This window comes from Neptunomonas phycophila (assembly GCF_001922575.1).
GTDB classification, from domain to species: domain Bacteria; phylum Pseudomonadota; class Gammaproteobacteria; order Pseudomonadales; family Balneatricaceae; genus Neptunomonas; species Neptunomonas phycophila.
In genome coordinates this window covers 230,478-256,688 of the sequence record NZ_MRCI01000002.1, presented here as the reverse complement: position 1 = coordinate 256,688, position 26,211 = coordinate 230,478, and the positions used below count along the sequence as shown (strand labels likewise).

Annotated in this window: 29 protein-coding genes; 15 read left to right on the top strand and 14 right to left on the bottom strand. The window is 44.6% G+C overall.

The annotated features are described in order from the left end of the window. Positions 1-64: 64 nt before the first annotated feature. The 3 genes from BS617_RS15120 to BS617_RS18500 form a co-directional block, all read right to left on the bottom strand. Positions 65-859, bottom strand: coding sequence for a DODA-type extradiol aromatic ring-opening family dioxygenase (locus tag BS617_RS15120; RefSeq protein WP_075173813.1), 795 nt, complete (start codon positions 857-859; stop codon positions 65-67). Between the two features lie 153 nt (positions 860-1,012). Beyond that, the gene (locus BS617_RS15115; protein ID WP_075173812.1) at positions 1,013-1,459 is read right to left on the bottom strand and encodes a GNAT family N-acetyltransferase; all 447 of its coding nucleotides are present in this window, start codon (positions 1,457-1,459) and stop codon (positions 1,013-1,015) included. 401 nt (positions 1,460-1,860) lie between these two features. Continuing rightward, positions 1,861-1,995, bottom strand: coding sequence for a hypothetical protein (locus BS617_RS18500; protein ID WP_281363037.1), 135 nt, complete (start codon positions 1,993-1,995; stop codon positions 1,861-1,863). 607 nt (positions 1,996-2,602) lie between these two features. On the opposite strand from BS617_RS18500, the gene BS617_RS15110 reads away from it, so the two are divergent. Beyond that, positions 2,603-2,860 (top strand): hypothetical protein, encoded by a 258-nt coding sequence (locus BS617_RS15110; RefSeq protein WP_075173811.1) that lies wholly within the window; start codon positions 2,603-2,605, stop codon positions 2,858-2,860. A 47-nt stretch (positions 2,861-2,907) separates the two neighbouring features. On the opposite strand, the gene BS617_RS15105 is transcribed toward BS617_RS15110, so the two are convergent. From BS617_RS15105 to pdxH, 3 genes are read right to left on the bottom strand one after another with little or no spacing between them, the layout of a single operon-like run. After that, complete coding sequence (locus BS617_RS15105; protein WP_075173810.1) at positions 2,908-3,369, bottom strand: FKBP-type peptidyl-prolyl cis-trans isomerase; 462 nt, start codon at positions 3,367-3,369, stop codon at positions 2,908-2,910. Between the two features lie 8 nt (positions 3,370-3,377). Then, a complete protein-coding gene (locus tag BS617_RS15100; RefSeq protein WP_075173809.1) occupies positions 3,378-4,034 on the bottom strand; it encodes an alpha/beta hydrolase in 657 nt (218 codons plus the stop codon). Continuing rightward, the gene (gene pdxH / locus BS617_RS15095; protein WP_075173808.1) at positions 4,031-4,684 is read right to left on the bottom strand and encodes a pyridoxamine 5'-phosphate oxidase; all 654 of its coding nucleotides are present in this window, start codon (positions 4,682-4,684) and stop codon (positions 4,031-4,033) included. Before pdxH ends, BS617_RS15100 begins: the two co-directional genes overlap by 4 nt. A 239-nt stretch (positions 4,685-4,923) precedes the next feature. Here pdxH and BS617_RS15090 point away from each other — a divergent pair, with 239 nt between their 5' ends. From BS617_RS15090 to BS617_RS15075, 4 genes are read left to right on the top strand one after another with little or no spacing between them, the layout of a single operon-like run. Continuing rightward, a complete protein-coding gene (locus BS617_RS15090) occupies positions 4,924-5,565 on the top strand; it encodes a paraquat-inducible protein A (protein ID WP_083610123.1) in 642 nt (213 codons plus the stop codon). After that, a complete protein-coding gene (locus BS617_RS15085) occupies positions 5,562-6,203 on the top strand; it encodes a paraquat-inducible protein A (protein WP_075173807.1) in 642 nt (213 codons plus the stop codon). Before BS617_RS15090 ends, BS617_RS15085 begins: the two co-directional genes overlap by 4 nt. Beyond that, entirely contained in the window at positions 6,200-8,803 is a 2,604-nt protein-coding gene (locus tag BS617_RS15080) for an MlaD family protein (protein ID WP_075173806.1), read from the top strand. Before BS617_RS15085 ends, BS617_RS15080 begins: the two co-directional genes overlap by 4 nt. Before the next feature lie 11 nt (positions 8,804-8,814). Then, positions 8,815-9,567, top strand: coding sequence for a hypothetical protein (locus BS617_RS15075; protein WP_249263629.1), 753 nt, complete (start codon positions 8,815-8,817; stop codon positions 9,565-9,567). Positions 9,568-9,599: 32 nt separating this feature from the next. Here BS617_RS15075 and BS617_RS15070 read toward each other — a convergent pair whose 3' ends face one another. Genes BS617_RS15070 through BS617_RS15060 form a run of 3 tightly spaced genes read right to left on the bottom strand, consistent with a single transcriptional unit; the run spans position 9,600 to position 12,193 of the window. Beyond that, positions 9,600-10,247: a DUF2959 domain-containing protein gene (locus BS617_RS15070; RefSeq protein ID WP_075173805.1), complete on the bottom strand. Its 648-nt coding sequence runs from the start codon at positions 10,245-10,247 to the stop codon at positions 9,600-9,602. A gap of 9 nt (positions 10,248-10,256) precedes the next feature. Then, positions 10,257-11,327: a hypothetical protein gene (locus BS617_RS15065; RefSeq protein ID WP_246283259.1), complete on the bottom strand. Its 1,071-nt coding sequence runs from the start codon at positions 11,325-11,327 to the stop codon at positions 10,257-10,259. 26 nt (positions 11,328-11,353) lie between these two features. Continuing rightward, on the bottom strand, positions 11,354-12,193 hold the full coding sequence (locus BS617_RS15060; RefSeq protein ID WP_075173804.1) for an alpha/beta fold hydrolase: 840 nt from the start codon (positions 12,191-12,193) through the stop codon (positions 11,354-11,356). A gap of 514 nt (positions 12,194-12,707) precedes the next feature. Here BS617_RS15060 and BS617_RS15055 point away from each other — a divergent pair. From BS617_RS15055 to BS617_RS15015, 9 genes are all read left to right on the top strand, one after another. Next, positions 12,708-12,941, top strand: coding sequence for a hypothetical protein (locus BS617_RS15055; RefSeq protein ID WP_075173803.1), 234 nt, complete (start codon positions 12,708-12,710; stop codon positions 12,939-12,941). A 29-nt stretch (positions 12,942-12,970) separates the two neighbouring features. Beyond that, a complete protein-coding gene (locus tag BS617_RS15050) occupies positions 12,971-13,255 on the top strand; it encodes an EF-hand domain-containing protein (protein ID WP_075173802.1) in 285 nt (94 codons plus the stop codon). A 256-nt stretch (positions 13,256-13,511) separates the two neighbouring features. After that, the gene (dapC, locus tag BS617_RS15045; protein ID WP_075173801.1) at positions 13,512-14,711 is read left to right on the top strand and encodes a succinyldiaminopimelate transaminase; all 1,200 of its coding nucleotides are present in this window, start codon (positions 13,512-13,514) and stop codon (positions 14,709-14,711) included. A gap of 25 nt (positions 14,712-14,736) precedes the next feature. Then, positions 14,737-15,096, top strand: coding sequence for an ArsC family reductase (locus tag BS617_RS15040; RefSeq protein WP_075173800.1), 360 nt, complete (start codon positions 14,737-14,739; stop codon positions 15,094-15,096). A gap of 22 nt (positions 15,097-15,118) precedes the next feature. Next, positions 15,119-16,150, top strand: coding sequence for a 2,3,4,5-tetrahydropyridine-2,6-dicarboxylate N-succinyltransferase (gene dapD, locus BS617_RS15035; RefSeq protein ID WP_075173799.1), 1,032 nt, complete (start codon positions 15,119-15,121; stop codon positions 16,148-16,150). A 108-nt stretch (positions 16,151-16,258) separates the two neighbouring features. Then, positions 16,259-17,404, top strand: a complete 1,146-nt coding sequence (dapE, locus tag BS617_RS15030; protein ID WP_075173798.1) for a succinyl-diaminopimelate desuccinylase — start codon at positions 16,259-16,261, stop codon at positions 17,402-17,404. 68 nt (positions 17,405-17,472) lie between these two features. Next, on the top strand, positions 17,473-18,342 hold the full coding sequence (locus tag BS617_RS15025) for a putative RNA methyltransferase (protein ID WP_249263628.1): 870 nt from the start codon (positions 17,473-17,475) through the stop codon (positions 18,340-18,342). Beyond that, positions 18,339-18,704 (top strand): hypothetical protein, encoded by a 366-nt coding sequence (locus BS617_RS15020; protein ID WP_139303216.1) that lies wholly within the window; start codon positions 18,339-18,341, stop codon positions 18,702-18,704. The genes BS617_RS15025 and BS617_RS15020 overlap by 4 nt, the downstream gene beginning before the upstream one ends. Positions 18,705-19,311: 607 nt before the next feature. Then, complete coding sequence (locus tag BS617_RS15015; protein ID WP_075173796.1) at positions 19,312-20,124, top strand: hypothetical protein; 813 nt, start codon at positions 19,312-19,314, stop codon at positions 20,122-20,124. A gap of 72 nt (positions 20,125-20,196) precedes the next feature. Here the strand turns inward: BS617_RS15015 and BS617_RS15010 are convergent, their stop codons facing one another. Further along, positions 20,197-21,516, bottom strand: coding sequence for a DUF945 family protein (locus BS617_RS15010; RefSeq protein WP_075173795.1), 1,320 nt, complete (start codon positions 21,514-21,516; stop codon positions 20,197-20,199). A 154-nt stretch (positions 21,517-21,670) separates the two neighbouring features. Between BS617_RS15010 and BS617_RS15005 the strand changes: the two genes are divergently transcribed. Beyond that, positions 21,671-22,057, top strand: coding sequence for a hypothetical protein (locus BS617_RS15005; protein WP_075173794.1), 387 nt, complete (start codon positions 21,671-21,673; stop codon positions 22,055-22,057). Positions 22,058-22,073: 16 nt separating this feature from the next. Here BS617_RS15005 and BS617_RS15000 read toward each other — a convergent pair whose 3' ends face one another. The 4 genes from BS617_RS15000 to BS617_RS14985 all read right to left on the bottom strand — a co-directional run bounded on the left by BS617_RS15000 (position 22,074) and on the right by BS617_RS14985 (position 26,211). Beyond that, positions 22,074-22,982 (bottom strand): DMT family transporter, encoded by a 909-nt coding sequence (locus BS617_RS15000; RefSeq protein ID WP_212667468.1) that lies wholly within the window; start codon positions 22,980-22,982, stop codon positions 22,074-22,076. Positions 22,983-23,045: 63 nt separating this feature from the next. Beyond that, positions 23,046-23,477: a VC2046/SO_2500 family protein gene (locus BS617_RS14995; protein WP_075173793.1), complete on the bottom strand. Its 432-nt coding sequence runs from the start codon at positions 23,475-23,477 to the stop codon at positions 23,046-23,048. 67 nt (positions 23,478-23,544) lie between these two features. After that, a complete protein-coding gene (greB, locus tag BS617_RS14990) occupies positions 23,545-24,027 on the bottom strand; it encodes a transcription elongation factor GreB (RefSeq protein ID WP_075173792.1) in 483 nt (160 codons plus the stop codon). A 93-nt stretch (positions 24,028-24,120) separates the two neighbouring features. Next, on the bottom strand, positions 24,121-26,211 hold the full coding sequence (locus BS617_RS14985; RefSeq protein WP_075173791.1) for an HlyD family efflux transporter periplasmic adaptor subunit: 2,091 nt from the start codon (positions 26,209-26,211) through the stop codon (positions 24,121-24,123).

Here is a 26,211-nt window from a genome sequence, read left to right as displayed (position 1 = left end):
AAGTCAGTACTAAAGAAGGTGCTTCAACGACCTAAGTAGCTCATCAATGCAATGAGTTAATGAGCTAACCAAAACGAAAGCTAGACGCCGTGATACTGCCAAACAGATCTTCTTGATGATATATACATTCAAACGTGTCGTTTTCGGCCGCACCAACAGCAACCATTAATGGGATAAGATGATCTTCACGTGGGTGTGCAAAGCGAGCCATAGGTGCCGATGCCCATTGGCACAAACGGACAGTACGATCTTCTCCGGTAAACGATAAGCTGTGCTGTAACCAATTATCAAACCGCTTTGAAGGTTGTTGCGCGCCGGGATCCATACGACGTAAGTTATGGTAGCTTAGCCCGCTTCCAATGATAAGTACGCCTTGATCTCGCAACGGCGCCAGCAAACGCCCCACATCGATATGCTGTGCTGGATCTAATGAAGCGTTTAATGATAACTGCACAACCGGTACATCTGCATCAGGGTACATAGGCTTTAACATAGTAAACGTCCCATGATCTAAACCTCGCGTGTTATCGAGCTTCACATCCAAACCCGCTGCCGCTAATAAAGCATGGACCTGATCAGCTAATTGGGGAGACCCAGGCGCAGGATAGCTAATATGATAGGTGTGCTCAGGAAAGCCATAATAGTCAAATACCATCCCCGGTCGGCTGGCGGCTGAAATACTAAAACCTTGTGTTTCCCAATGCCCACTAATAACCAATACAGCCTCTGGCGCTTGAGGCAAATTGTGAGGGATTGCACGCAATGAAGCCTCTAATTGAGCAAATAAAGTGCCTTGCTCTTTTTTCATCCACGGCCATGGGCCACCGCCATGTGATAAAAAATAGGTGGGTAAACGCATACCATCTCCTGACCGCTGCTATTAAGAACAGAGAGCAGTGTATATCAGAGCTAAAAAGAACAATCATGCATAGTTATTAAGCAACCATTCCACTAGACGCATACTATTAAACTTGTGACTAGGCTATGTGAAGCCTGTTTAGCCTCAGAAAGGTTACATTGGATGGTAAAAAGCGCGCAATGAGTTATCAACCTCTTGATAACGCTTTAGAAGATTACGAAGATTGTTGGGCAACTCTTTATCGTCCACAAAAATAAACCCCGCCGCCTCATAAAAATCGTGCAGATGCGGTTGCGCAAAACAATAGCTATGCGTTAACCAACCTTCCTTTTCTATGCAATCTAACAACCGGATACCGTAACCTTGACGCCGAAATTCACCTTCGATCCAAACACCCCGAATAATACGCTCACCTGCCTGTAAAGTGATGCGGGCAACCGCAATAATCAGATTAGATGCGTCAATTAATACGGCAACTGTTTCGCCGTTTCGCGGAAAGCCTTCGTAATTATTACGTTTATAAAAAGGGTGCAGCAAACGCCACTGAGAAGGTGATAACGCTACAAAACGGATGTTGTTGGGGCTAGAAGAGTTATCCAAAATGGATACTATCCTTAGTACTTGCTAGTGACTGGGCACGCTTTTTACCGCAAGCGGCCCTTTAATTAGAAAACATAGCAGAGGACTCCTTCCTAAGCTATGCCTCTGATCTCCTGATCAAGGTAAACCATAATGTTTGCCAAAATCTATCGTTGCTTTTAAGAAAGCACTTTACAGGTACTTATCTTCAAGCGACTCATTATAGGTATAGCCCATTGTCAGGAAAGTGCAAAATACAGGCATAGAAAAATGCCAAAGCGTTCTTCCACGGACGACTCCGTACCAAATTGCCTTGGCCTTAATTTTTACCCTAGTAACAGTAAGAAGGTTTTATCTTAGCCGTCATACAAACCGGCTATTCAATGCGTGATTGAATGCGACTAGGTGAACAAAAAAGTGCTTTACTTTTTCTTGATGTCATCATTCATCAAATGCCGAATTTTTATAAAGCCCCACACCATAACACTAGCCATTGCAGCGACACCTAACAAGCTAGGCCACAGTGTTTCAAACGCATAAGGATCAATACCAAACATAATACGTGCCTCTTTTCTTTACGATTTCAGTACAGATTAGAGACCTTATTTGAATAAAGAATTGACCTAACTCAACATTTAGCTGCCGTGCAATACTGCTATCTAAAAACAGAAATAAACCATTGATTTAATTAATAAAAAATAAAACCATCACCCACACCATATGCCGATTACTTGATCTATATCAAACCGCTTTCATTATCGCTTAAGCCTAGCAAATTACCCTATGTTCTCCCTCCTAAAACCCATATATAGCCCTCCCCAAACCTGGCATCAACCTGCAAATCACAAATTTGACTAACGAAAATTAAATACTGGCTTTCAATTTATCAAAAATAGATTTCAATCTATTTATTAACAACTAAAACTATTAATAATCATATAGCCATAAAAATAACTAATAGCGAGAACACCACAAAAAAACCAGTAAAAACAAACAGTTACAAAGCATGAAAAAGCTTATAAAAAAAGACAAGAAAAGCATAAAAAGCCGTTTATTTTCAACAACTTACACAATGAAAAAGTTTGTGAAAATCTTGCCAACAATCATAATTAGATATATACTTATCAATAAGTATTTAAGATTAATCAATAATGGTATAAGACTATGCAGGAACGAGAAATAAAGTTGCTTTTTAATGCGGGTGTTTTTGAATCTTGCCATGCAACGCCCATCGCCATGTCACGCGGATGGACGTTAAAATTTATTGCGAAAGATGAAAACGTGATTACGCTCGACCTTCAGCGCAGTAAAAAAGAAAGGGAGTTTAAAAGCTTAGATGGGGCAGCAGCCGTGGCAAAACGCATAGGTTTTGAGTGGCTAAATGTGCATATTGGAGATATGGAATGGCAAGAAAAGGTATAAAGCGCTTTAAGTAACGCTTCATACCAATGAGATGATTACTGTATCGACTAACCGATGCCGTTTTCGAGCTCAGTCTCAGTAGCTTCTCGGACTGACGTAATCTCTATAGCAAACGTTAATACTTGACCTGCAAACGGGTGGTTGGCGTCTACCGTCACCACCTCGTCACCTATTTCGGCAACGGTTACTACTTCGGGCTGACCTTGTTCATTGGTCATTTCGCACATTGAGCCCACTGCCAAATCAGCCATCCCTGCAAATAGGGCTCTATCTACATCAAATAATTTATCTTCATCATGCAGCCCATAGCCTTTCTCGGGCGGCACACATACATCAAATTTATCGCCCGCTTTATGACCTAACATGGCCTCTTCAAGGCCAGGTACAATTTGTTGTTTCCCATGAATATACGGAATAGGCTCTTCACCTTCGGTCGTATCAACGACTTCGTTTTGATCGTTTTTTAATTCATAGTGAAAAAAAACAACTGAATTATCAGCTACTTGCATGAAATACCTCACTTAGATAGGCGCTGTGAAATCCAGCTACCCAATGTTTTTAATGACTCCACTGAGACTTCGTGAGCCATTGCATATTCGTAAAACTCAGGATCAAAGCCCGTTTGCTTAAGTTGCTGTTTAGCCTCTTCAGCCATCGTCAACGGCACCACATCATCATAGGTTCCGTGCAGAATTAGCACAGGTAACGATGTAGCAGCCGTCACCGCGAGGCTAGACAACGGCCTTGGCAAGTAGGTCGACATCGCTGCTATTCCTCCTATCGAAGAGGAACCTTGCAGCCCTGTTTCATAGGCGACAGCACCGCCTTGAGAAAACCCCACCAGCAAAATACGTTGAGCATCAATGCCTTGTTCGATTTGATCATCCACCATTTTGTTAATGCGTATAATCGACTCATCTAACTGGTGGCTATTTATTTCGCGGCCATTATCCATGCTGATAATGTCGTACCACGAGCGCATCTCAAATCCACCATTAACCGTCACGGGCCGTACCGGAGCATTCGGGAATAAAAAACGAATTTTCAATGATTCAGGCAATAATAGATAAGGCAATGTAGGCGGAAAGTCGGCCCCATCAGCCCCTAAACCATGCATCCAAATAATTGCAGCATCGGGTTGAGCTGCTGTTTCTACCGTAATAACGTCACTCATGGCTGAATCCTTTGTAAATCCCACCCATTATTAGCATTACGTGTGTAAATTAATCGATCATGCAAACGACTTTCTCGGCCTTGCCAAAATTCGAACTTTTCTGGAATAAGACGATAACCACCCCAGCGAGCAGGCCTTGCTACACAATCATCAACCGTATGCTCGGCCAGATCTTCTACCTTAGCCTCAAGAACTTCTCGGGACGCAACAGGATGACTCTGATGCGACACATGAGCGCTCAGGCGGCTCCCTAGTGGACGCGAATTAAAATAATGATCCGCTTGTTCAGGCAGCAGCTTTTCTACCCGTCCTTGAATCCGTATTTGTCGTTCCAGCCCATACCAATAAAATAAGATCTCAGCATAAGGGTTATCAGCTAATGCCTGGCCTTTTTGACTTTCGTAGTCGGTATACCATGCAAAGCCCGACTCATCGAAGTGCTTTAGCAACACAATGCGAGCCGAAGGTCGTCCTTGCTTATCTGCCGTGGCTAACGTCATCGAACTTACATCATCAGGACGCACTTGACGCGCGACGGCAAACCAGTCGGCGAATTGGGCAATAGGGTCGCCTTTCATCATTGATTTTGTAATACCTGTCGCTACGTACTCGCGGCGCAGCGCCGTCAAATCACCTTGCTCTTCTGCCATGGAAACCTCTCCTCTTAATGGCGCTAACTATAACGAAATCATCTCATTAAATCAGTGCGTATACTTACAAAACGCCCTCGTAGTTTCTGATTTACTGCGTAAAGTCAGTTACCTGCAATCTTGCTAACCAAGGTCAAAGGTAAATTCGTACACCCAGCACGCTTAGCTGATTCAAGGTTAGCACCCTCCATGAGTTATCTGGCATACTGAGCTTTGTAAATTTAGGTTAAATGTAAGGCATGTCAGATACGGAAATGTCCACGATTGATCACAACAAGGTACTCGTATGCCCAGCCTGCGACCTACTTATGGAAAACCGCGCGGTTCCTAACCGTCACGAGGCTGAATGCCCTCGTTGCCAAACGGTATTGATATCCAGCCGTCACCATACATTTGAATGGACGCTAGCTTTAGCTATTGCGGGCCTTATTCTGTTTTTTCCTGCAAATTTGTTTCCTATTTTATCCCTTAAAGCTTTAGGTCTTGTGCAATCTGAGACTATATTTGAGTCCGTCGCGGCTATGTATAGCAACGGTCTTTATGTGGTTGCAGGTTTGGTGCTCTTCTCAGCAATCATTATTCCTTTCATAAAACTCGTTTTAATGGCCTATTTGAGTACCTGCTTGTTATTTCACTACCCGGCCCCTTTTCTCGCTTGGGCCATGCGAGGCTATCAACAACTCGATAGTTGGGGCATGCTCGAGATTTACATGTTAGGCGTACTCGTTTCGATCATTAAACTCATTGATGTTGCTGCGGTGACGCCGGGGATTGGTTTATACAGCTTAGCCGCTTTAATTATTGTGACTTTGCTCACCTCAACACAGTTAGATAGCTACCGCTTTTGGCGACGCATAGAACAATTGGAACGCCGCCTATGATCCCTGAAGACTTACGTAAGTCCGCTATAAATTTTGGTATTATTTTATGCCACGATTGTCGCAAGCCCTTTCCAGAAACGATGGACCATCACTCATGCACACGCTGCGGAGCTAGCCTTCATAAACGCAAACAGCATTCCATTGCTTACACATGGGCTTTACTCATCGCCTCTGCTTTTATGTTATTGCCTGCCAACATGCTCCCAATCATGACGTTAACCTCTTTAGGGCAAGGGGGGCCTTCAACAATTCTGGGCGGCGTATTGCAACTGATGGATCACGGCATGATGGGCATTGCGTTAGTAGTGTTGACGGCATCAATCATCATCCCAGTCATGAAAATTATTGGCCTTATTATCCTGCTACTTGCCGTCCAACTAGGCTGGACAACTAATATGCGCCAAAAAATGTGGATGTACCGTTTTGTAGAATGGATTGGCCGTTGGTCCATGTTAGATATTTTTGTAGTAGCCATTTTAGCCGCCATTGTGCAGCTCGGTAGTTTAGCCAGTGTAACAGGCAACTCCGGTGCAACTGCCTTTGGTGTCTCCGTTATACTCACTATGTTAGCAGCCCATAGCTTTGATACTCGGCTTATATGGGATAAGCATTTGGAACAATTAGAGGTTTTTCCATGAGCGACAACACCCCTGTCATTAAACGCCGGCGCACCCCCTCGGCCGTTTGGTTCTTACCCATTTTAGCTGCCATCATTGCCGGCTGGCTGGTGTATCAGAACTATAGGGATCAAGGTGTGCTGATTGAAGTAATGTTCGATTCTGCAACAGGGCTAGAGGCTAACAAAACCAAGGTTCTTTACCGTGGTTTGCCCACAGGGGTGGTCAAAAGCCTAAAAATTGATGAAGACCTGCGTCGTGTGCGGGCGGTCATCGAAATGGTTCCGGAAACGGCCGATACCTTGACCGATGAAGCGCAGTTTTGGTTAGTTAAACCTCAAGTTTCTTTATCAGGAGTGCGCGGTTTAGAAACACTGCTCTCCGGCCATTACATTGGTTTTCAACCAGGCATGTCAGGTAAAACGACAGATACCTTTATTGCTAATGATCAACCACCTCCACCGCTCAAAGATTCAGACGGACTCTACCTGACACTTACAGCCGACAACGCTCGTTCGGTGTACCAAGGCGCTAAAGTATACTACCGCGATATTGAAGTTGGCGAAGTGCTAAGCCACACGCTCAGCCCCAATGGCCAGCGTGTGCTGATCGAAACATACATAGAACCCCGTTATACAGGGCTAATTAAAGAAAATACTCGCTTTTGGAATGCAAGCGGTATTCGTATTAAAGCGGATTTGCCAAAAATCGACATACAAGTTGATTCTTTAGCTTCCATTATCGCTGGTGGTATTCATTTTTCGCCACCCGATGAAGATGCAAAACCAGCGACTAACGGAACGCGCTTTAGCTTATTCGACGATTACGAAGCCGCTCAAGACGGGATTAATGTAAAACTTCGCTTCCCTAGTGCAACTGAAATCAGCGAAGGCACGGTTGTCATGAGCCGCGGTGTACAAATTGGTCGTGTCAAAGAGGCAACCGTCACCGATGACTTCAAATACTTGGATACCGTGCTGTTTCTTGACCCTCGCGCAAAAGATTTGCTCCGCGAAAGCTCCCGTTTTTGGTTACAAAAGCCGCAGCTATCCATCACAAATCTATCCAATATTGGCGATCTATTACGTGGCAGCTTTATAGAATTAGATCCAGGCCAAGGGGCAGAGAAACTCTCGTTTACTGCACTCAACTTAGCACCGGCCAAACGCCAACTAGCGATGGGTAAAAGCTTTGAACTCAAGACCGATACACTCGGATCAATTACCAAAGGCTCTCCTATTCTTTATCGCCAAATGCCTGTGGGTGAAGTGTTAAGTTATGAGCTTGGTAGTGATGGCTCTCACATCATCATCCATGCGGCTATAGAGCAACAGTACAGTCACTTATTAAGCGGCAATGCACGTTTTTGGAATGCTAGTGGCATCAAGGTTAATGCAAGCCTACGCGGAGTATCTGTCTCTACAGAGTCGGCCACCAGCTTATTATTGGGGGGGATTTCGTTCTTTAACCCCGGTGATGGTAAAAAATCAGCGCCTAAATCCAGCTACACTCTTTATGATGATTATCAATCCGCCAGCGACAACGGAAAACTGTCTGATCAACGCTTTGCTGGTGCTCTAAAAATCCGATTGCATGCTGAAGAAACAGGCTCACTCAAAGCAGGAGATCCCGTACTGTATAAGCAGATCCGTGTTGGTGAGATCACTGATGTAACGCTCAATAAAGACGGTAATGCGGTCACCCTCTACGCCCTCATCGAAAAGCCTTATAAGCATTTAGTTCACGAAGGTACTCGCTTCTGGAATGCCAGCGGTATTTCCGCCGATGTATCCCTACGCCAGCTAGACTTAAAAATGGAATCCTTAGAGGCTCTAATTAGCGGTGGTATAGCCTTCGCGAACTTCGAAGAAGGCGCAGCCATTAAAACAAACCACCTATTCACTTTATACCCCAACGAGTCGCTCAGCGAACTACAACCTCTGGGTATTATTGTGACGTTCCCTGCCGGAAAGGATCTACAACCCCTCGCCGATATTCGATATAAAGGGCAAACCGTTGGTAAAGTACGGAACGTCAAGGTAATCGAGCAAGGAAAGCGGATTAAGGCCTTTATTGACTTATATCGTGATGGTCACTTTTTGGCACAAGAAGGCAGCCGTTTTTGGGTAGTTTCCTCACAAATACGCCTTAGCGCTATTGAAAACCCCGAAGGGCTAATATTAGGTAATTACGTAGAAGCCTCCGAAGGAAACGGTAAAGCACAGTTTCAGTTTAAAGGGCTAACCAAACCTCCTGCTTTTCGTAACTACGAAGGCTTAAACTTAATTGTGCAAGTACCTGAGTTGGGCTCACTAATGAAAGGCAGCCCTGTGTTCTTCCGCCAGGTCCCTGTAGGTCGTGTCACTAACTTTGACCTGCCCTCCGTGGGACAACACGTCAATGTATTCGTCAATATTAACCCTGAATATGCATCGTACGTGCGAGCCGATAGCGAATTTGAAAATATCAGCGGCGTCCGGATGGACTTATCATTGTTTGGTGGTTTGAAAGTGAAAGCGGAGAGCTTGGAAACAATTATTGGCGGCGGTTTAAGCTTTACCTCGCCAACTGACAGTCCAAAAGCCGCATCAGGTGCTATCTTTACATTAAAAGATGACTAAGAAGCCCAACCATGTTTCAGCCTTTACGACATACACTCGCTCGTAATAGTCGCAAGCGCCTGCCCCTTATCACGGCAGGTTTAGCCATTGCGGTTGTTACGAGCCTAACGGGTTGTCAAACATTGAACGACAACCGTAAGCCCTTCGCCCTTAAACAACTTGCCAAGTCTGAAATAGACATGGTGACCGACCTCAACCTTCAAACCGTGAATAAACTATCGCGGAACTTACTCGTCAAGCTTTATAAGCTCAACCCACGAGAGCTAAAGAAAGCGCCACCAGGCATGACAGTAAAAAAGCGGATTAACCAACTATTTAGTTATCCGCGCACAGTACGATTTAGCGAACTTGGCGATTACTATTCAACCACGGCGATCACACGGGCCTTTGATCCAGACTTTAACGGAGATCGTGTTTTTGCGCTGATGGTCGGGGTAACAGGCATGATCCATACTAGCTACAACTTTCAAAATGAGTTTTTCATGCTCGACTCAATAGACCATCAAAAACTTTACAATAGTGCGCGTAACTTAGAATCCGTTGCTTGGCAAATAAACCACAAGAAAGACAAAAACAACGAGCTGCTGCTTATTAGCAACAGCATTTCGCCTCAACTAAACGAGGTTAACCTCAGTACCGAACGGCTATTTAGCAAGATGATTGCTCTACAAGATATGATGGCGATGATAGCGGCCGACCAAAACAACCGCACCATCAATAAAGTAGTGCACGGCGTAGCGTCTACTACTTTTTTACCTATCTAACTAATGTCTAAGCTAAGTGACATTAGCCGATATTATTGGCCTGTTTCCATATCACGAATAAACGCATCGGACTCTTGTATCGCTCGCTCCATATCGCTAATTAAGCGATCTATGTTTTGCTGTAAACCAGCAAACTCTCCTTTGAGCGCGCCTATGGCCCGAGCATTTAAGTTATGCTTTAAATACAAAACATTATCGTTCAATGCGCTCAGCACTGGAGCCATCCGCTTTTCTGCCTGTCTCATCGTCCGTAACAACGCACTATAGCGACGTTGCGTACTCTTAAGCTGCTGGGCGCTTTGCGCACGTAAAGCTGCATTTTGATATTGGGACAGCTCATCCGTCCACTCATCAAACAGCGCCTCTGCCACTTGCTCCACTTGATTAATACGATCAGTGACTTCTTGCGCAGCGGCCGCGCTATCGTCATATTCATCCTTAAAACGATTGTAGAGAGTCTCTAGTTCAGCGCCGTCAAACTGTATAACCGCTTGGTATTGCGCTAATGCATCAGCAAACTGCTCTTGAGCATCGTCCTGCGCATCGCGTGCCTCTTCTACACGATCTACCAAGATATCCCGTTTATGCACACCGACCTTTTCCATCGCCGCATAATAAGCACTCTGACAACCACTCAAGGCTATCAATGCGGTTATCACAACCAAGATCCGCTTAGTCATCTACCTCTCCTACACCGTCTCAATACGATTAATTGCTTCATCCATTGACGTGTCAGCCGCTGTGTCCAACAAGACCGGCTCTGTTCTCTCCAATGGACGGTTAATTTCTATTTCGCTAATTTTATGGTTCTCGTTTAGCTTCAAAGTAACATCAGCACGTTCTGGCATTTCTATCAACATTTGTCGTGTTAAGCGTTCATAGTGCTGAATAAAACGCTGTATTTCCTGTTCATCCATAATACGTAGATGATCCGTAGGTTGCTGAGTATCAAAAATATACTTCACACGCTCAGCCAACTTTTTTTCTTGCAGTGAGCGCCACTCAAATACCGCTTCCATGCTCGGTACTTTGAGCATGACTAGCGTATCGATTAAATCAAAGAGCGCTTGATAAGGCCCAGCAAGCTGATCATTTACATACCGACGCCAATCACCATGAGGGTCCTCATTAGATTCTAATGCATTAATAGGGACTACCAACGCCGCTTCATCTTGAGGTAACGCTCCAACACACCAGCCTTCAAACACTATAATATCCGCAGGCCCTAACCACTCTTGCCACACCGCTGACGGACATCGATCATCTATCGACTTATCGAATACCGGAATTTTAGTGGGTTGTTTGGGATCACCGTTCTTGAGTGAGCGAATAATATCGATGCCCAACTGAACATCATGTGTACCAGGTACACCTCGTGTTAATAACAATGGATGGATTTCCTGAGCTAAGCGCTCACGCTCTTCACGAGTTTTGTACAAATCATCCAATGAAAATCCGACCACTTTTAAATCAAAGGCTTCGCTTAAAATAACCTCAATCAAATTAAACAACGTGGACTTTCCAGCCCCCTGAGCACCATTAATCCCAATAACCAGTGGCCCCGCTTGTTGCTGCTTACGGCAATACAACCAGGTGCCTAAAGGCACATAGATTGACTCAAACATTTCGACCAACCCAATATCGACCTTTAACGACGCCAACGCCGATGCAAACGCTTTTTCGACGACTTTAACGGCCTCGCTGCGCCGTTCAGCCGATAAGCACAACTGCTCTTTTGGCCACTGGGAGATCACTCTCATCAACCGCTATCCTCTATTAGTTACGTTTAATTATTACGAAGCCATGTTGTGATCGTTTCAATATGCTCTTCTTCCATGAGCGAAGGGACATGTTCGATGTCCGGCAAAGCATACAAAGATAACGCGGGGTTAAGCTGTTGCATCTGTTCTACCGTGTCGCGCGTTAGTACATCCGATGCTTCCCCCCAAATCAATAATTGCGGGCACTGAATTCCTTGCCAAAACGGCCACAAATCTACATCTTCAGATGAATTAGCACGCGCCATATCGCCGATAGCGGGATCATAATGCTGCGTCCAACCTTTTGAATCCAACCGATAGCCATAACGCACAAGGTGCTGCCATTGTTCTTCTCGAATGTAACGCAGCGCCGGATAATTAGCTTGCATCGCCGCTTTAGCGTCTGCAACACTCTCATAACAGCTCGGTTTTAGGTACTCACCTATTCGTTTGAGCGCTTCTTTAGATACAAAGGGCCCTACATCATTCAATATCAGCCGCTTGATGGGCGAATTTGGATAAGCCGCCAACATTATGCCCAAGAGCCCTCCCATTGACGTACCTAACCAGTCAACTTCCTTGACATTGAGCCGCGCTAATAGAGACATGATATCCGACAAATACTGCGCAAATGTGTAGCCCGTTGGATCCTTTAGCCAATCACTCTCTCCACGACCGACAATGTCAGGACAAATCACTCGATAGTGTCTGGATAAGGCCTTAGCTATATCATCAAAATCTCGACCATTACGCGCCAAGCCGTGCACGCAGACTAATACCCGCTCATTATCAAGATGGCCCCACTCTCGATACGCCATCTTATGATAACCCGCCGTACTAAGCCCTAAGACATAATCCGTTCGCATCGACTGCTCCTTTAAATTTCGTTAGTGCTGGGGATAACTCATAGCTACACAATCAACAACTCTTTGGTCAAGCGCAGTAGCCAAAGTGTGCACACATCACAGAATTAACTTAACACGCCAAACTCAAATGTGAAATTGAACGCACCGAAACTTCTGGATCTCAAAAATGCAAAAAGCCTCAAAATAGTGATGAAATTTCGGCATCACGACAGAAACAAATAACCCATTGATTTTATTGGAAATAAATTAAATCCTGTTCATGAAAATATTTTTGTATCCATTAAGATACACTATAAGTTATTGATTTTAATAGGCAACGCATAACAAACAGATCAACAGTCTCCGTTCAGTAACAGTATTTTAAAAAATAACTAGTTTTTGTTATCAAAAGCTTATAAAAAACCCGAAAACTCAGAACATTAATAAGTAATTCATTGATTTCAAACACAATTTAAAAACTTGGCACAAACTAAGCAAAGTATTAGGTGTTCTAAATCGAAATGAGGGTTAAGCCATGAAAACATTAACGACCTTAGCTACGTTGGTTGCGCTATCAAACCCAGTCATGGCTGAACACCATGAACACTCCATGGATTTATTCATGTCCTTAGACACAAACGGGGATCAACACATATCCCCACTAGAAGCTAAAGGCCACGAAGAACTCCTAGAGCAATTCGAAACGCTCGACCTTGATACGGACGGGCAGCTTAGTAAAGCGGAACTTGATTTATTTAAGATGCAGTAATAAATGATCACGAATAAGGAGATCACACCATGAAACAGTTATCTGTATTAGCATCCATCAAAAAAGCATCACTTGTATTAGCTACCGTAGCAGCGACTACAACTTTCGCTACCCTGTCCACCGCTGCAGTATCAGATGAGCAAGTCGAAGGTGGCACGGATCTGTTCTCCACTCTCGACGCTGACAACAACGAAGTTATCACCCCAGATGAAGCCATTTATCTAGAACCTTTAATGGCCCAATTCAATGAATTAGATACCAACAAAGACGGCATGCTCACTCAAAAAGAGTTTGATGCCCTAAGCCTTGGCTAAGCACACATCCGCCAATGAGTGCTTATCAAGTACGGTTATAACTACATAACCGTTACGAACGACCGTCGCAGGTCTTTTAAACCGCAACTATCTTGTTGCACCGCTCTTTTCTCTCGTAACCTTGCCCCGGTGAGCCGCCCGAAGCCCCGGGGATTTTTTTATCTAAATCCAGTTAACGCTTAATCCTGAGCACTCCTTCCGGTATACTTTTCTGCCTATTTTTGAGGAGCCGAACGGCTGAGCAGGAATCATTTCTATGAATCGGGATTTAGCGCACCTACAACCTTATCCATTTGAGAAGCTAGCTAAGCTAAAAGCGGCAGTGACTCCACCGACAGATATGTCACATATTGCCTTTTCAATAGGCGAGCCCAAACATGCTTCACCAGACTTTGTTGTAAAGGCGCTAGCCGACAACCTCAATGGGCTGTCTGTCTACCCTACAACCAAGGGCTCACTGGAGTTACGTACTTCCATTGCTAACTGGTGTACTCGCCGTTTTCATCTCAGCGAAGGTGTGCTGAGCCCTGAAGACAATGTATTACCAGTCACTGGCACACGCGAAGCTATTTTTGCTTTCACTCAAGCCGCTGTTGACCGTGTACCTGGTGCGTTAGTTGTATCACCTAATCCGTTTTATCAGATTTATGAAGGTGCGGCGTATCTAGCGGGAGCCACACCACATTATTTAAACTGCCTTGCAGACAACAACTTCATCCCCGATTACGACGCCGTTGCGGATGATGTTTGGGATAACTGCCAAATTCTATTTATCTGCTCACCCGGCAACCCGACAGGCGCCGTTACTCAGTTTGATACCCTCAAGAAATTAATCGCGCTGGCTGATAAGCATGACTTTATCATTGCCTCTGATGAGTGTTATTCAGAAATATATTTTGATGAAGCCAACCCACCTATTGGTTTATTAGAAGCCTGTGAAAAATTAGGCCGTCACGACTTTGATAAATGCGTGGTAATGCACAGCTTATCAAAGCGTTCTAATTTACCGGGCATGCGCTCAGGCTTCATTGCTGGTGACGCCAAGTTACTGGAGCCTTTCCTAAAGTATCGCACCTATCATGGTTGCGCCATGCAAGCTCAGCATCAAATAGCCTCTATCGCCGCATGGGATGATGAAGCCCACGTGCTCGACAACCGGAATAAGTATCGCGAAAAATTCCGTGAAGTTGTTAATATTTTATCGCCTGTCATGGAAGTGAAACAACCCGATGCGAGTTTCTACTTATGGGCCAAGACCCCAATTGCTGACGATGAATTTGCACAACGTCTATTTGCCGAACAGCATATGACCGTACTGCCAGGCAGCTACGTATCACGAGAAGTCGATGGCATTGTTCCTGGTGCAGGCTATGTTCGTATGGCACTGGTTGCCACACTGGACGAATGTATAGAAGGTGCTAAACGCATCCGAACTTTCGTTGAAAGCTTAACCTAAACACTATTAAGTAAAAGGCGAGATAATGGCGGTTACTTTATACGGCATTAAAAATTGCGATACGATTAAAAAAGCGCGCAAATGGTTGGAAGCGCACGCGATCGAATACCGTTTCCACGATTTTAGAGTAGATGGCCTAGAACCTGATTTACTGGATCAGTGGTGCCAAGAATTAGGCTGGGAGTTAGTCCTTAATAAACGCGGTACAACGTGGCGCCAACTCCCAGACGACACAAAGAATTCGGTAGACGAAACGTCAGCTAAACGTTTGATGCTTGAAAGCCCAGCAATGATTAAGCGCCCTGTGCTGGACACCGGTTCTGAACGAAAGATCGGCTTTAAAGAAGCCGACTACACCTCTTTATTTTCACATCAGGTGTCGTAAGGCATCTTAGGCGGAGCATATTATGAGTTATTTTGCATTTGGTTTAGGTATCGGCACTCAATCTTCAAACGATGAATGGCTAGAAATTTACTACAATAAGCCGGTTATCAATCCATCTGAAGCGCTGGTTTCAGCCGTTGCAGCAACACTAGGTTACGAAGGTGGCGATGCCGCTATCGAAATCTGCGCCGAACAATTATCCGACTTAGAAGCCGCGTTTCTTAGTGTAGGCGCTGAAGACCAAGCCGAAGTAGTAGAGATTTTAAAAGGCACAAAGCAACCATTAGTTGTCACTATTCTAGAAACAGACTCTGAACCCGCTACAACCGCTGAAGTTTACTTAAAACTCACCCTGTTATCGCAGCGTATGGTTAAGCCACACGGTATTAACTTAGCCGGTATGTTTGGTTTGTTACCCAATGTTGCTTGGACTAACGAAGGTGCAGTGTCGCTAGAAGATTTACCAAAGCGCCAACTGGCTGCTCGCGCTCAAGGTAAAGTGCTCGACGTACAATCGGTTGATAAATTCCCGAAAATGACCAATTACGTTGTTCCTGCAGGCATCCGTGTAGGCGATGCATCACGTATCCGCCTTGGAGCTCATGTAGGTGAAGGCACTACCGTAATGCACGAAGGCTTTATCAACTTTAACGCCGGTACTTTGGGTGTAAGCATGGTTGAAGGGCGTATTTCAGCAGGTGTTGTCGTTGGCAACGGTTCTGATTTAGGCGGCGGCTGCTCTACCATGGGAACACTTTCTGGTGGTAATAACGTAGTAATTTCTGTTGGCGAAAACTGCTTACTCGGTGCTAATGCTGGTTTAGGTATCCCATTAGGCGATCGTTGCACTATCGAAGCGGGATTATATGTCACTGGTGGTTCAAAAGTAGTTGTACTGGATGACAAAAACAACGAAGTAGAAACAGTTAAAGCTTCTCAGTTGGCTGGCACCTCTGATTTACTCTTCCGCCGAAACTCACAAAATGGCCGTATCGAAGTAAAGACCAACAAATCAGCTATTGAGCTGAACGAAGAGCTTCACAAGCATAACTAAGTGCGCGCTCAGCACCCTTATATGCTTGTTACACCTCTTATTACTCTATAGAAGCCGGGATATCCCGGCTTCGCCCATTTACTGATCGCTACTATTTTGGAGCCTAACATGTCGATCCAATCCCCTACCGTCGAACTGACTAAAGAATTGATCTCTCGCCAATCGGTAACGCCTGAAGATGCAGGCTGCCAAGAGCTGATGATCAGTAAATTGGAAGCATTAGGCTTTACGATTGAACGTTTAGTATTTGAAGATACCACCAACTTATGGGCGCGCCGCGGTACACAAGCCCCATTATTTTGCTTTGCGGGGCACACCGATGTTGTTCCGACAGGCCCAGCTGAGCAGTGGACATTCCCCCCTTTCGAACCCACACTTAGCCAAGGCTATCTATACGGCCGCGGTGCCGCTGATATGAAAGGCAGCATTGCCGCATTCATGACAGCGCTAGAGCGTTTTATTGACCACCACCCAGATCATTCTGGCTCTATCGCGCTATTAATCACCAGCGATGAGGAAGGCCCTTTTATTAATGGGACTACCCGAGTTATCGATCACCTAGAAGCGCGTAACGAAAAAATTGACTGGTGCATTGTGGGCGAGCCATCTAGCACTAACTTAGTGGGTGACATCATTAAAAACGGCCGCCGTGGGTCTTTGAGTGGAAAACTAAAAGTAACCGGCATCCAAGGACACGTGGCCTATCCGCACCTTGTTCGTAACCCTATTCATGAAGTAGCGCCGGCTCTAGCCACGCTTGCTTCAACCGAATGGGATAAAGGGAATGAATTTTTCCCTCCGACTAGTTTCCAGATATCAAACATCCATTCAGGCACTGGGGCGACCAACGTAGTGCCCGGCGACATCGTAGTTGATTTTAACTTTCGTTTCTCAACAGAAGTCACCGCCGACCAACTCAAAGAACGCGTCACCAAGATATTGGATCAGCACACAACCGAATGGAACATTGATTGGATTTTATCAGGCAATCCATTTATTACAGCCGAAGGCAGTCTTGTTAATGCGGTGCAAGCGTCAATTTTGGACATAACAGGCCGTGAAACCGAATTATCCACATCGGGCGGCACTTCGGATGGCCGTTTTATTGCTCCTACTGGCGCCCAAGTCGTAGAGCTTGGCCCGGTTAACGCTACTATTCACAAAGTGAATGAATGCGTAAAAGCAAGCGACCTAGACTTATTGAGCGATATATACGAAAACGTGTTGGCGCGACTGCTGCCTAAAACTGTTTAACGAGAGTGTAACGGCGGCAACCCCGCCGTAAAAGACGAGATCACCTCCCAATCACGGAGCTATTCACTGTGCCTACGCAAGCCACTCATGCCCCCGTCAGCACTCCGGCATTTATTTGCCCCGTATGCCAACTCGGCCTCATACTGACTGATAATACATTGCGCTGTGAACAGGGACATAGCTTCGACAGAGCAAAACAGGGCTACTGGAACCTTTTACTCGTTCAACGCAAACGATCTAAAGATCCAGGTGACAACCCCGACATGGTCCGCGCAAGAACCGCTTTCTTAGACCAAGGTTTTTATCAGCCACTAGCGGATCACATGTGCAAGCTAGCTTCAGAGTACACGGCCAAAACACCTAAGGGTTCTGTACTAGATCTTGGTTGTGGTGAAGGATTTTATACCGCTCAACTAGCACAGGCGCTGCCTAACACCCATGTTTACGGCTTAGATATATCAAAACATGCAATACGCGCAGCCACTAAACGATCGAAACCACTGAACAACATTCATTGGTTAGTCGCAACCGGTGCTCAAATACCGCTTGCTGCTCACAGCCAAGATTTACTCATCGTTATGTTTAGCCGATTAATGCCAGTGCACTTTGCCCATATTCTCAAGCAAACAGGAAAACTCATTTTAGTTTGGCCGGCCGCGAACCATCTCATTGAGCTAAGGCAACAAATTTATCAGGACATAAGACCGTCTACCTTTGACCCTATTAACGAACTTAAGACACACTTTACACTTGATAAGGTTGAGCAATTAAGCTTCACCTTTACGTTAGATAACCGAGAAACACTAGACGCATTGATAGGAATGACACCGCACAGCCAGCGTATTAACGACGATAGCAGAGAGCGTCTTTTAAAAGCGGGGCCTGTAACTTTTACCTTTGATGTGCAGATTGGCACTTTTATGCCTCGTACTGAATGATGAAAAAAGTAAAACATGAGGGCTTTTTCTTCATAAAAGGGCTACAAAAAGCCTACCACTGGCTACTCAACTTTTCACAACATACCCAACGTAACCTAGTTATCCTCATTAGTGGCTTTAGCGTTACGTTACTCGGTTTGTTGTTGGTGATTCTTGCTGAGTTCTTTTTTGGCCAGTCCATCAAGCAAGAGATTCTTGCACTCATTGGCGTTGCATTGATTGTTATCGGCTTAACAGCCGCCGCAATAGGGTATTTCTGCCTAAGCGTCTTGGGCTTAGTGCGGTATATTTTGCACAAGCCAAACAAGAGCAAGCCAACATCTACCCCCCAACCTCCTCCCTCTAAAAAAGACTCACCTTAAAAAGCGAGGATTCTAGTACCCCCATCCTATTCCACTCTATCCCACTCAGCCTCTTTATTAGTACTCACGACCTATTTCAAGCTCTACTTTCACTCCCAAACAAAGCTATTTCGTCCAAGACATCCTCTTCAAAGATAGCTCAAACAATTAACTCGGCAGGGTCAAACCACATCAACCGTCCTTCAAAGCATTTCACAAAAAATAACTATCGACCTAGTTTGTTTTTCACACACCAGCAAAACCCACTATTGTTTTTTAAATGGAACAATAAGATTTAAAAATCGAACTGAACCATTCCACAACAAAACTAAAAGTTATTAAAAATAACAGGTTATAATCAAAAATAAATAAAACATCTACAAATTAGATATAAACAAACTAAATTTAGCTATTTCACATTGCATTTAACTATATATAATGGCCTCAATCCTGTAGCGGTGCTTTAAAAAATATTTAAGCATTAATTGAACTACACAGAGAAAAAATGGACCAAGAAGCAAGTTTGTTGCAAATATTCACCAATAAACCAACTTCGGTCATTTATTAATGTAATACCAAATTAAGGGTTTCAACTAACAAGCCCTTAATTAGAAAAGAGGTAAATATCATGAAAACTAACACTCAACTTACTCTTACTGCTTTAGCTGGCGCCCTAACACTAACAGCTGCATTACCAACTTTTGCTGCTGATCAGGGATCTGCATCAGATCTTAAATGGATTAAGAAAGTTCAATCAGCTTCAACACACAACGCTCAGGATGCTGTGTTGCCAACGGCAGGTGCTGATTTCGCTTCTAACCAGTCTGCTGGTCAAGACTTAAAGTGGATAAAAAAAGTACAATCAGGTACAGACTTAGCCTCTAACCAGTCTGCAGGCCAAGATCTAAAATGGATCAAAAAAGTGCAGTCCGGTTCTGATTACAACCAACTGGCTCCTGTAACAGGTGATGAGTTAGCTGCAGACCAAACCGCTGGCCAAGATCTAAAATGGATTAAAGGAATTCAATCAGGTTCTGATCACAACCAATTAGCTCCATTCACAGGTTCTGACTTAGCATCTAACCAATCTGCTGGCCAAGATCTAAAATGGATCAAAAAAGTGCAGTCCGGTTCTGATTACAACCAACTGGCTCCATTCACAGGTTCTGACTTAGCATCTAACCAATCTGCTGGCCAAGATCTAAAGTGGATCAAAAAAGTACAGTCTGGTTCTGATTACAACCAACTGGCTCCATTCACAGGTTCTGATCTAGCATCTAACCAATCCGCGGGCCAAGATCTAAAGTGGATCAAAAAAGTGCAGTCTGGGTCTGATTACAACCAACTGGCTCCTGTAACAGGTGCTGAATTGGCTGCTGATCAGACTGCTGGTCAAGATCTACAGTGGATTAAAGGTATTCAGCAAGCAGTCACTGCTTAATTGTTGAACCTGATAAACAAAAAAACCCGCTATAGCGGGTTTTTTTATGTTTCTTTTTACCGTAAAGGTTAGTTAGAACAGCGGGAACTCACTTCCGTTTAGCAAAATTTTTCCCTCTTCAACTGATAAATTTGCGGTGTAATCTGTATCGTTCAATATGAAAAAGCCCTGCTCTACTAGCATCTGTAACTGCATACGCTCTTCATCCCCAAGCTTATCACTCATCGCAACAGGCACAGATACATCAGCTTGAAGTTCCATGTACTGTAACAGCATCAACGGGCTCATCATTAAATCAGATGCCGTAAATGGCACTAGGTTTAAGTCAGCTTTGGCTTGCGCTTTTTCGCCTTCCATTTCGAATGATAGATCATTCAAATCGATCCCAACGCCTTCTTGCGTAACACGATCTAATGTTTCAACTATTAGTTGCATTTGCTCAAATGCAGCTTCTGGATCGTCAGCATCAGGTTGCATAGATTGTGTTACTTCGGCTAAATCCCGAACGGCCTGGTAATCAAAATCAAATGTCATGCTTAAGTTAGGCACTTCCACCACAGAAAGTACATCTCCTTGCTCAAGCGTCGCCTTTTCAGCCCCGTAGCCAACAGATAATAAAACTCTGCCGCCATCTAAAATCTGATCGACTGTGATAGCTAAACTATCCAACGTCGCCTGCTGTTGAGCATCACGGAATACAATCTGTTCGGCACGAACAACGGCATTGAACTCTTCTGCCATAACAGCATCTTGTAAAAAATCAGAGTCCAAAACTCCAGTTTCTTCTCCGGAGACCCCTTCAATACGCAACTCACCATCTTCAGCGGTTATATAGGAGTCATCCATGGTAAGCGTTGCGGCAAAGTCTCGACCCGACTGGTTAAACTCTACTTGTGCAGCCCCTACTACAAACGTTGCTCCATCTTCTAAATTACCAGACATGCGGGCCGTTTCAGCTCGCGCATTAACACGGCTTGTTTGTGATATAGGATTAAAACTTTGTGTAGACTCTAAAACGAACGGGGCTTGATCGCTATCATCCAAATAGCGTTTTAATACATCTAGCAACTCACCTTCTGCCAACACCACGGTTGAATTAGCAGAAAGGAAGCCGTGCTTCACCGTTAAGTCCATTGGTATCTTGTTGGTTTCCAACGCAGGAAAAATCGGTTCAGGATAATCGCTCAATGTATATTCAATACGGTACTGCGACTCAAAAAAACCTTCCGTCGCTGTTACCGCGATATCACCCTGATCACCTAATTGCTGTTTTACAACGTCTAACTGTTGTTGCACGAAGCTATCAGCCTGCTGACCAGTATATGCAACCCCTCCTAAATATGCCCCCGACCCCAACACAACTAAGGCGCCAATCATCAGCCCTTTATTCATAATCTATCCCTATAAAAACAATTATATAAAACACAAAAAGGAAGCATACACGAAGTCACCAAAGCTTAACTAGCATTCCCCGATAATGACTATTGAACATCTGTGAACTAATGCTCATACTCTTCGTTTTTATCATATAAGCACAGGTTTTATCATGAGCGAGCAGCGCCCACCCGATATCGAGATCTATGTAAAATCTTGCTCAGTCAATCAACTTGAGCAATGGCTTGAAAGCTGCGGCTCATCTTTACAACCCATCCTCTCTCAAGGGGCTGCTCATGAATATAAGCTCACGACCAATCAAGTCGACATTACCGTTTTAATCCATGAGAAAGTTGCTGGTAAAGCGTGGACAAGCGTGTGGTTCAAGTCTGATAAAACACCCTGGATGAACGATTTAGAATGCGCACGACAAGCAACAGCGGCTTTGAACACTCAAATCCGCTGTATTGCCGGTGGTTGGAGTGAAGGCGATGATCCAGATGAGTGGTGGAAGCTCGAAAAAGGGGAAGAAGAGCTAATCAAGTGGCTAACAAATTAAACCTAGTTTCCCGCTGTTACTGAGCGCTGCGGTGTGCAGCCACTTGTTGATAGATCACGGCAACAATAATTAAACTGAGCCCAATGTAAGTGGCTGGAACGATATCTTCACCCAATATCCAATGAATAAGTAATAAAGATAAAAATGGCGAGAGAAAAATTAAGTTACTCACTCGGCTAGCATGCGTCGCTAACTGCATGGCACCTAACCACAGTAAAAACGTGATACCCATTTCAAAGACACCCACATAAATAGCGCTAGTCACTCCTTGCCAATCATTGGGCAAGCCTGTTGTGTACATCATCATCCCCCACACCAACGGGCTTCCATGTATGAAACATAACAATAAAGACACCTCTGGCGGTGCCTTTAAGCGTGCGTTATACAACCAATAGACCGCCCACAATACGGTGCTACTTAGCGCCAACAACACACCTTTACCGCTATCAAATTGCAGCGCTAAAACATCGCCCCGAGTTGCTATCACGATAACGCCAAAGAAACCTACCAACAACGCAATAATATCGGCTCGTTTTAAAGCCTGACCTAACAATGGCACGGCTAACAAGGACAATACTAATGCCCAACTATAATTCAGTGGCTGGGCTTGCTGGGCCGGTAGCAAGTCATATGCATTGAACAAAATAACGTAATATAAAAAGGGGTTGATAGCCCCTAACAACGCGTATTGAACAGGAGCGGCTTTCCAAGCTTCGTAAACAAAGCGCATAGAATAACGTTTAGCAACAACCGCCAACAAAATGAATAGCGAAGTCGCCGAGGCGATACTCAATAGCTGTACAGGTGCTAAATGCGCCAATGATAATTTAAAGGCCGTTGCAACCGTAGACCAGCACAGTACAGCGAGTGCTCCGAGAAGCATCGCTTTGGGTTGGTTTTTAGTCAATGCTGCTGCCGTTTCCATACGCCTTCCCTTAGAAAAACGTCAGTCTATTCGCCAACAACTAGGCTGTCACGGGGAAAGTCATTAAAGAACAGTGCGTTGCGCTGTTTGTATTTGATCGAGCATTAAACTTCCCGATGCCATCAACGCCATTTTTGCAAAGTCATCGGATGGAGGAGCTGTATTGGTTGCATTTTCTGCTCGTGTTGCAATCATGCTTTTTAAATACGCAAAATCACCTGAGCGATGTTGATTAACCGCTTGATTCAAACGCTCTATCACTGCTGGCGGCTGTGTTTCATCAAGGGTTAAATATCGAGGAGTCGGTAATGAGAAATCACTGCCAGTAGCGTCGGTAGTATTAGCCTGCTGTATAGTTTGGAAAGACGTATTTTTTTGATAAGTGTCTAGCAAACTAATCAACATAGCAAAATCAGCACCATGCGACGACTGGACCGCTTGAGGAAGCGATGCCGTCGTTGTCTCGATACGATTTTGTATGGTTTCTAATTGCATGATAAACACCTTAACGCGATAGGTGTTTATATCGGCACATCGTCAGAAATCTTAAAGAAGAACGCTATTATGATTCGCCGACATTATATTCTATTTGATTAATATACCAGTAGGCCTCGCCTGCAGGTGTAATGACGGCAGCTTCATCACCCACTGACTTTTTAAGCAATGCACGCGCCATGGGGGAATCGATCGATATATAGTCTTGACGACCAAAAATTTCATCATAGCCAGCGATACGAAACCGTTTTTGCTCACCGCTCTCACTTTCGATACTAACCCAAGCACCAAAGAAAACACGGCCTTCTTGTTCTGGCGAGTAATCAACAATTTTTAGGTTTTCGATACATTTACTTAAGTAACGAACACGCCGGTCGATTTCTCGTAAGCGCTTTTTATTGTATTGGTAATCGGCATTCTCACTTCGATCGCCGAGGCTTGCGGCCCAAGTTACCTTTTTCGTTACCTCAGGACGCTCCTGGCGCCATAAATAATCCAGCTCTTTTTTAAGGGCGTTATACCCTTCACGGGTGATCAGTTGTGTTCTCATCGACTATATAAACTCTACTTCTGTTCGCGAGAGATTAACCTAAACAGGCACCCACTACACCGTTTTAATCGAGATGAGTGTGCTAGTTTCTGATCAAAACACACTTTCTCTATACCAAATGCCTAGCACTTTTTTATAAACACGAGTAAGGGCGCTTTCCGGTTGTACATCAAACGTCACCATACCTTGTTGCACAACACCTGAAATACCTCTCTGATCGGCGGGTGCTAATGAAACTTCGTACAGGCTAGCTAATGGTTTTAACTCCCCTTTTTCATTTTCCAGTACATCGATACGCCCACCAAAACGCTTCGCCATTTCAGGGCGATCCAACTGAGATATTGGATGCATTGCGATACTGTTTATCATTAACGGTATAGGACTGGCGGGGTGATCATCTTGATAAAAACTCGCGTGGGTCCCTTTTGATAACAGCAACAAACTCGATTCATCCACCCAAGCTATGATGGTCACCGAACTAGGGGCAACCAGCGTAAGCAAGTGCTCACCTTTGCTCACCCAATCGTGCATCTGAATATCATCATTGATATCAGCAACCGTGGCATTTATGTCAGCTCGAATCTGACCTACATCCAGTTGGCTCTGTAGGTTTTTGACTCGCTCGCTCTGTGTGGATAGCTCGGCCCGAACTAGGGGGCTATTATCCAAAAAACGAGCATCTAGACCTTGGGATTCTAATTGCCAATTAAGCTGCTCTTGATAATCGACACTGTTTCCAAGACGGAAACGAAGATCGGCATTCTCAATAAACGCGAAGGTGTCTCCCGCACTAACGGTATCGCCCAGCGAAGGCAGTGCTAGAAGCTGTCCACCAATTGGAGCCGTCACTCGTTGTGATTCATAAGCCATTAAAGCAGGTGAGCGCACCCCAGTTTTCCAAGGAATGCAAAAGGCTGCCACCAGTAAAATTAGGATAAATAATGTTCGTAGTTTTGCTCTATTCCATTTCATCAAATGCTTTTCCTGTTTCCATCGCCCCATCTCCCGCATGACTGGACGAGCAATGAAATACCAAATTTCAACACAAAAAAGAGCTAGGCCAAGCAGCTTAAAAAAGAAAAGGTAAACGGCAACGGCTATCCCTAAAAAGAGAAAGAAGCGATAAACCCATACAAAAAAAGCAAACCAAATAACAGCTTTATTGGGTCGCTCTGGTGGCGTGCGGTTATCCCCAAACAACCATTCGCGCAATTGCCAGCGTGCGAGCGCTTGTGAACGCGACTCTAAATTAGGAAATTGAAAAGCATCGGTTAGAATGTAATAACCATCAAAGCGCATCAGGGGATTAAAGTTAACAAGTACCGACATTATCCAAGTGGTTGTTGCCAACCAAAAACATATATCTCGTAGCCATCCGGCTGGTAAAATATGCCAAGCGATAAGCGCTAGGACGGCTACATAGAGTTCAACCCATATTCCTGCTAGCCCAACCCTGAGTCGAGACCTCGCATTTTGTATACGCCAAACATCGGTCGTATCTGTATATAGAATCGGCCAACCTACAATAAACGATAAGCCGATTACAGGCACTTTGCAGCCTAAATATTTAGCCGTAAACGCATGACCTAACTCATGCAGTATTTTCACAAACACTAAAGCGAAAAAGAGAGACCACCATCCAGCAGCTTCTTTCAAGGCTGCAAAACTTGCTATGAAGCTATCCCACTGATGAACAGTTAGCCACACACCCCAAACCAACAGCGCACAAATCACTATGCGAACAGCATAATGCCCCATCCATGCGACTTGAGTCACATGATTAGACAACCAACGATCGGGGTTCGAAAGCGGCAACTTAATAAATAAATAATGCTGTAATAACCAACGAATCCCTGTCGGCTTTGCCTGCTTTTGTTTCTCAAAGTAGGACTTTTGTTGGTCGTCTCCCCATACCAAATGGTGTTGACGTAAAAAAGAAGCAATATCGAGCATTTCTTGTGTATCGACCGTTCGCTTTAATGCCTGCCCTGCGGCCTCTAAAGCTTCAGACAATAACTGCCCTCGAAAAAAAGGCAATAAGTCGACAACAGCCTCACCGATACGATGGAAACTCTGGGTAACAGGGTCTTGAAGTAACCAGCGCCGATGCCCATCAGGCTCATTCGTCAATGCAGTAAGGTGAAGGTCTTGGCGTAAAACAGGCAACTGGGGGTTATTGTCCAT

Coding starts and splice junctions, on each gene's coding strand:
- BS617_RS15120 (WP_075173813.1), bottom strand. CDS start 859: ATGCGTTTACCCACCTATTTTTTATCACATGGCGGTGGCCCATGGCCG.
- BS617_RS18500 (WP_281363037.1), bottom strand. CDS start 1,995: ATGTTTGGTATTGATCCTTATGCGTTTGAAACACTGTGGCCTAGCTTG.
- BS617_RS15110 (WP_075173811.1), top strand. CDS start 2,603: ATGCAGGAACGAGAAATAAAGTTGCTTTTTAATGCGGGTGTTTTTGAA.
- BS617_RS15105 (WP_075173810.1), bottom strand. CDS start 3,369: ATGCAAGTAGCTGATAATTCAGTTGTTTTTTTTCACTATGAATTAAAA.
- BS617_RS15100 (WP_075173809.1), bottom strand. CDS start 4,034: ATGAGTGACGTTATTACGGTAGAAACAGCAGCTCAACCCGATGCTGCA.
- pdxH (WP_075173808.1), bottom strand. CDS start 4,684: ATGGCAGAAGAGCAAGGTGATTTGACGGCGCTGCGCCGCGAGTACGTA.
- BS617_RS15090 (WP_083610123.1), top strand. CDS start 4,924: ATGTCAGATACGGAAATGTCCACGATTGATCACAACAAGGTACTCGTA.
- BS617_RS15085 (WP_075173807.1), top strand. CDS start 5,562: ATGATCCCTGAAGACTTACGTAAGTCCGCTATAAATTTTGGTATTATT.
- BS617_RS15080 (WP_075173806.1), top strand. CDS start 6,200: ATGAGCGACAACACCCCTGTCATTAAACGCCGGCGCACCCCCTCGGCC.
- BS617_RS15075 (WP_249263629.1), top strand. CDS start 8,815: ATGTTTCAGCCTTTACGACATACACTCGCTCGTAATAGTCGCAAGCGC.
- BS617_RS15070 (WP_075173805.1), bottom strand. CDS start 10,247: ATGACTAAGCGGATCTTGGTTGTGATAACCGCATTGATAGCCTTGAGT.
- BS617_RS15065 (WP_246283259.1), bottom strand. CDS start 11,327: ATGAGAGTGATCTCCCAGTGGCCAAAAGAGCAGTTGTGCTTATCGGCT.
- BS617_RS15060 (WP_075173804.1), bottom strand. CDS start 12,193: ATGCGAACGGATTATGTCTTAGGGCTTAGTACGGCGGGTTATCATAAG.
- BS617_RS15055 (WP_075173803.1), top strand. CDS start 12,708: ATGAAAACATTAACGACCTTAGCTACGTTGGTTGCGCTATCAAACCCA.
- BS617_RS15050 (WP_075173802.1), top strand. CDS start 12,971: ATGAAACAGTTATCTGTATTAGCATCCATCAAAAAAGCATCACTTGTA.
- dapC (WP_075173801.1), top strand. CDS start 13,512: ATGAATCGGGATTTAGCGCACCTACAACCTTATCCATTTGAGAAGCTA.
- BS617_RS15040 (WP_075173800.1), top strand. CDS start 14,737: ATGGCGGTTACTTTATACGGCATTAAAAATTGCGATACGATTAAAAAA.
- dapD (WP_075173799.1), top strand. CDS start 15,119: ATGAGTTATTTTGCATTTGGTTTAGGTATCGGCACTCAATCTTCAAAC.
- dapE (WP_075173798.1), top strand. CDS start 16,259: ATGTCGATCCAATCCCCTACCGTCGAACTGACTAAAGAATTGATCTCT.
- BS617_RS15020 (WP_139303216.1), top strand. CDS start 18,339: ATGATGAAAAAAGTAAAACATGAGGGCTTTTTCTTCATAAAAGGGCTA.
- BS617_RS15015 (WP_075173796.1), top strand. CDS start 19,312: ATGAAAACTAACACTCAACTTACTCTTACTGCTTTAGCTGGCGCCCTA.
- BS617_RS15010 (WP_075173795.1), bottom strand. CDS start 21,516: ATGAATAAAGGGCTGATGATTGGCGCCTTAGTTGTGTTGGGGTCGGGG.
- BS617_RS15005 (WP_075173794.1), top strand. CDS start 21,671: ATGAGCGAGCAGCGCCCACCCGATATCGAGATCTATGTAAAATCTTGC.
- BS617_RS15000 (WP_212667468.1), bottom strand. CDS start 22,982: ATGGAAACGGCAGCAGCATTGACTAAAAACCAACCCAAAGCGATGCTT.
- BS617_RS14995 (WP_075173793.1), bottom strand. CDS start 23,477: ATGCAATTAGAAACCATACAAAATCGTATCGAGACAACGACGGCATCG.
- greB (WP_075173792.1), bottom strand. CDS start 24,027: ATGAGAACACAACTGATCACCCGTGAAGGGTATAACGCCCTTAAAAAA.
- BS617_RS14985 (WP_075173791.1), bottom strand. CDS start 26,211: ATGGACAATAACCCCCAGTTGCCTGTTTTACGCCAAGACCTTCACCTT.